Origin of the sequence: Actinomadura darangshiensis, from assembly GCF_004349235.1 — a bacterium.
GTDB classification, from domain to species: Bacteria; Actinomycetota; Actinomycetes; order Streptosporangiales; family Streptosporangiaceae; genus Spirillospora; species Spirillospora darangshiensis.
This window is the reverse complement of the sequence record NZ_SMKY01000474.1, coordinates 1-4,468: the sequence shown is the minus strand read 5'-3', so window position 1 is coordinate 4,468 and position 4,468 is coordinate 1. Positions and strand designations below refer to the sequence as shown.

The 4,468-nt window shown below is 72.0% G+C and carries 6 protein-coding genes; 3 read left to right on the top strand and 3 right to left on the bottom strand.

Features of this window, described 5'->3' with window-relative positions:
- A partial coding sequence (locus tag E1293_RS44880; RefSeq protein ID WP_243717503.1) for a GtrA family protein occupies positions 1–503 on the bottom strand: 503 nt, incomplete at its 3' end.
- A 242-nt stretch (positions 504–745) separates the two neighbouring features.
- On the opposite strand from E1293_RS44880, the gene E1293_RS44875 reads away from it, so the two are divergent.
- Positions 746–1,909, top strand: coding sequence for a 5-(carboxyamino)imidazole ribonucleotide synthase (locus E1293_RS44875; RefSeq protein ID WP_132205933.1), 1,164 nt, complete (start codon positions 746–748; stop codon positions 1,907–1,909).
- Positions 1,910–1,932: 23 nt separating this feature from the next.
- Positions 1,933–2,409 carry a 5-(carboxyamino)imidazole ribonucleotide mutase gene (purE, locus tag E1293_RS44870; RefSeq protein WP_132205931.1) on the top strand — a complete coding sequence of 159 codons (477 nt, stop codon included), beginning with the start codon at positions 1,933–1,935 and terminating at the stop codon, positions 2,407–2,409.
- 16 nt (positions 2,410–2,425) lie between these two features.
- Here purE and E1293_RS44865 read toward each other — a convergent pair whose 3' ends face one another.
- Both E1293_RS44865 and E1293_RS44860 read right to left on the bottom strand, forming a co-directional pair.
- On the bottom strand, positions 2,426–2,845 hold the full coding sequence (locus tag E1293_RS44865) for a CoA-binding protein (protein WP_132205927.1): 420 nt from the start codon (positions 2,843–2,845) through the stop codon (positions 2,426–2,428).
- Positions 2,846–2,882: 37 nt separating this feature from the next.
- Positions 2,883–4,217 (bottom strand): UDP-glucose dehydrogenase family protein, encoded by a 1,335-nt coding sequence (locus E1293_RS44860; RefSeq protein ID WP_132205925.1) that lies wholly within the window; start codon positions 4,215–4,217, stop codon positions 2,883–2,885.
- Between E1293_RS44860 and E1293_RS50595 the strand changes: the two genes are divergently transcribed.
- Positions 4,195–4,468, top strand: a 274-nt coding sequence (locus tag E1293_RS50595) for an acyl-CoA dehydrogenase family protein (protein ID WP_341770256.1), incomplete at its 3' end; no start/stop codon positions are given. The two genes, E1293_RS44860 and E1293_RS50595, sit on opposite strands and share 23 nt — an antisense overlap.

Genomic DNA, 4,468 nt, shown 5'->3' with positions numbered 1-4,468 from the left:
GGGACGTCGTCCGCGGGCACGTCGTCGGAGGGGGCCTCGGGCAGGCCGGACGCCGGGTCGACCTGCGGGACGGTCGCCGGCAGGAACACCCACTTCTTGTACGACCAGAAGCGGAACAGCGTCGCCACGCCCGTGCCGATGACCAGCGCGATGTTGTAGAAGACGGCGCCGTCCAGCTTGAGGACGTAGTGCGAGAACCCGATGAACAGCTCGGTGATCACCAGGCCGACGCCGTTCAGCGCGAAGAACAGCACGTACTCGCGGCCGAGGCCGGTCCGGTCGCGGTGCCGGAACGTCCAGTACCGGTTCGCGAGGTAGGAGAACGTCGTCGCGATGACCGTGGCGACGCCGTTGGACGTGAGCGGGCCCACCTCCATGCCGGTGTGCAGGCCGTTGCCGATCGCGACCGTGATCACGAACGCGATGGCGCCCACGCTGCCGAACTTGGCCAGCTCCCGCACGAGGTGCGCGAACTGCCGATGGAGATTGGCGACCAGGCTCACGAAGGGGAACCGTCCTTCCGGACTTGCGGACTTGCGCTGTGCGCCGGCGACGCGGCGGCGATGGCGGAGGCACCACGAGGATAGACGCCCGTGGCCGCTGGGACGTCGGAACATGAACGTTTCACACTCTCCACGCGTTCCCTGCCCATTGCCGAGATCCCCACACACCTTCGACGCGGCGGCCGCGTGAATCGTTCGCTCCGTCCGGCCGATAGCCTTCTGACGTGACAGTTCCACCTGGGATGCCGGTCGTCGGAATGGCCGGTGGGGGGCAGCTGGCCCGGATGACCCAGCAGGCCGCGATCGGGCTCGGCGTGTCGCTGCGCGTGCTCGCCGGGGCGCCGGACGAGTCGGCCGCCAAGGCCGTCTCCGACGCGCGGATCGGGAACGACCGGTCCCTCGACGACCTCGCGGCGTTCGCCAAGGGCTGCGACGTGGTGACGTTCGACCACGAGCACGTCCCGGGGCCGAACATCCGGGAGCTGGAGGCCCAGGGCGTCCCGTGCCGGCCCGGATCCGCCGCGCTGGCGCACGCGCAGGACAAGCTCGTCATGCGCGACCGGCTCAGTGGCCTGGACGTCCCCTGCCCCGCCTACTCGCATGTGCCGCCGTCCGCGCCGCTCGCGTTCCTGGAGGCGTTCGCCCGGGAGCACGGCCGGCCGCTGGTGCTCAAGGCCACCCGCGGCGGCTACGACGGCAAGGGCGTCTGGATCGTCGAAGACCTCGACCGCGAGGCGCACGAGCTGGTGCAGCGGCTGCTGTCCGAGGGCGTCGACCTGATGGTGGAGCAGCACGTCCCGTTCACCCGGGAGCTTGCCGCGCTCGTCGCGCGCTCCCCGTACGGGCAGGGCGCCGCGTACCCGATCGTGGAGACCGTCCAGGAGGGCGGGATCTGCACCGAGGTGATCTCGCCCGCGCACGGCCTGTCCAAGGACCTGGCCGCCGAGGCGCAGAGCCTCGCCCTCCGCGTCGCGGACGAGCTGGGCGTCGTCGGCCTCCTCGCGGTCGAGCTGTTCCAGACCGCGGGCGGGCTGCTGGTGAACGAGCTGGCCATGCGCCCGCACAACTCCGGGCACTGGACGATCGAGGGCGCCCGGACCTCGCAGTTCGAGCAGCACCTGCGGGCCGTCCTCGACCTGCCGCTCGGCTCCACCGAACCCACCGCCCCGTACACGGTCATGGCGAACGTGCTCGGCGGCGACGACCCGGACGTCTACTCCCGCTACATCCACGTGATGGCCCACGACCCGGGCGTCAAGGTGCACATGTACGGCAAGGAGTCCCGTCCGGGACGCAAGATCGGCCACGTGACCGTGCTCGGCGACGACCTCGCCGGCCTCCGGGAGCGCGCCCGGCACGCCGCCGACTTCCTGCGGTGGGGTCCCCGGATGAAGGAGCACAGGTGAGCGAGCCGGTCGTCGGCGTGGTGATGGGCAGCGATTCGGACTGGCCCGTCATGGAGGGCGCCGCGCAGGCGCTCACCGAGTTCGGCGTCCCCTACGAGGCGGACGTGGTGTCGGCGCACCGCATGCCGCACGACATGATCGCCTACGGGGAGGAGGCGGCCGGCCGCGGCCTCCAGGTGATCATCGCGGGGGCGGGCGGCGCCGCGCACCTGCCGGGCATGCTCGCCTCGGTGACGCCGTTGCCGGTGATCGGCGTGCCCGTCCCGCTGAAGCACCTCGACGGGATGGACTCGCTGCTGTCGATCGTCCAGATGCCCGCCGGGGTCCCGGTCGCGACGGTCGCGGTCGGCGCGGCACGCAACGCGGGGCTGCTGGCCGTCCGGATCCTGGCCGCGGGCGACGAGGAGCTGCGGGCCAAGATGAAGGTCTTCCAGCAGGACCTGTACGGCCAGGCCAAGGCGAAGGGCACGCGGCTCCGCGAGCGGCTTGAGCGGCTCTGACGGCTGACCGTTCCGGCTAGCGCCGCAGCGCCCATTCGACGGCGGGGCAGCGGTCCATGACGACGTCGAGCCCGGCGTCCTTCGCGCGCCGGGCCGCCGCCTCGTCGATCACCTGGAGCGGCAGCCACACCGCCTTCGCGCCGGCGGCGATGGCCTCGTCCACCGCCTGCCCGGCGTGCTCGGCGCGCCGGTAGACGCCGACCACGTCCACCTGCGAGGCGTCCGGCAGGTCGGCGAGGGACGCGTACCCCCGCTCGCCGAGCACCTCCCGCGCCTCCGGGTGGACGGGGACGATCCGCTTCCCGCGCTCCTGCATCAGCCGGGCCTGGCTGTAGACCTCGCGGTCGGGATTGTCGCCGAGCCCGACGAACGCCCACGTCCTGGACTCGTTCAGCAGCCGGCGGATCACGTCCTGGTCGGCGAAGTCAGCGCTCATGCCCGGCACAACACAGCCTCCCGCCCTTTGCTTCCCCCTAGGGGCGTCCGAGGGCGCGGTAGTTCCAGCCGGCCGCGCGCCACCGCTCGGGGTCGAGCGCGTTGCGCCCGTCCACGATGTTGCGTTCGGCGACGTTCTCGGCGACCTCGTACGGGTCCATGCCGCGGAACTCCGCCCACTCGGTCAGCAGCAGGACGACATGGGCGTCCTGGAAGGCGGCCAGGGCCGAGTCGCCGTACTCGAGGCTCGGCTGGGCTCGGCGCGCGTTGCGCATGGCCTGCGGGTCGTACACCGTCACCTTGGCGCCCTGGGCCCTGATCGAGGCGGCGACGTCCAGGGCGGGGGAGTCGCGCACGTCGTCGGAGTTCGGCTTGAACGCGGCGCCGAGGACGCCGACCGTCCGCCCGACGAAGGAGCCGCCGAGCAGCTGCCGGGCGAGGTCCACCATCCGGATCCGCCGCCGGATGTTGATCTCGTCGACCTCGCGCAGGAACGTCAGCGCCTGGTCGGCGCCCAGCTCGCCGGCGCGGGCCATGAACGCCCGGATGTCCTTGGGCAGGCAGCCGCCGCCGAACCCGAGCCCGGGACCGAGGAACTTGCCGCCGATCCGGTCGTCGTAGGACAGCGCCTCCGAGAGCTTCGTCACATCGGCGTGCGCGGCCTCGCAGACCTCCGCCATCGCGTTGATGAAGGAGATCTTGGTGGCGAGGAAGGCGTTCGCCGACACCTTCACGAGCTCGGCCGTCGGGAAGTCCGCGGTGATGAACGGCGTGCCCTCGGCGAGCATCGCCCGGTAGACCTCCCGCAGCACCTTCTCGGCGTGCGCGGCGGCGCCCTGCTCGGCGGGCAGCCCGGCCACGATCCGGTCGGGGTGCAGGGTGTCCTGGACGGCGAAGCCCTCGCGCAGGAACTCGGGGTTCCACGCCAGGACGGCGTCACCGCCCGCGGGCGCCGCCTTCGCGAGCACGTCGGCGAGCCGCGCGGCCGTCCCGACCGGGACGGTCGACTTGCCGACGACCAGGCAGGGCCGCCGCAGCAGCGGCGCGAGCGAGGCGACGGCCTCGTCGACGTAGGTCAGGTCGGCCGCGTACTCCCCGGCCTTCTGCGGGGTGCCCACGCACAGGAAGTGGACGTCGCCGAACTCGGCGACCTCCTCGTAGGACGTGGTGAACCGCAGGCGCCCGGTCTCCAGCCCCCTGCGCAGCACCGGTTCCAGGCCCGGCTCGTACACGGGCAGGTCGCCGGCCGAGAGCCGCGCGATCTTCTCCGCGTCCACGTCGAGCCCGAGCACCTCGAAGCCCAGATCGGCCATGCACGCCGCATGGGTGGCGCCGAGGTAACCGGTCCCGATGACCGTCAGCCGGTGGGACAAGGCCTGCTCCTTTCGATTCGCCGTCGCCGACTCGCGGCCTTCTTTGTACACGTGCCCACTGCGGGCGGTCACGTGTGGCTCCCGCAGCTACCTACTGGCGGGTAGCATCTGCGGCATGAGTTCTGACTTTCCCGCGTACGCGCCGTCGGAGGAGCATGAGCTGCTGCGGCGTTCGGTGCGTGAGCTGGCCGATGCCAAGATCGCTCCTTTCGCGGCGGAGGTGGACGAGGAGTCGCGGTTCCCGCGGGAGG

Excerpts from the sequence above, each read along its gene's own strand:
- E1293_RS44875 (WP_132205933.1), top strand. The coding sequence starts at position 746 with ATGCCGGTCGTCGGAATGGCCGGTGGGGGGCAGCTGGCCCGGATGACC.
- purE (WP_132205931.1), top strand. The coding sequence starts at position 1,933 with ATGGGCAGCGATTCGGACTGGCCCGTCATGGAGGGCGCCGCGCAGGCG.
- E1293_RS44865 (WP_132205927.1), bottom strand. The coding sequence starts at position 2,845 with ATGAGCGCTGACTTCGCCGACCAGGACGTGATCCGCCGGCTGCTGAAC.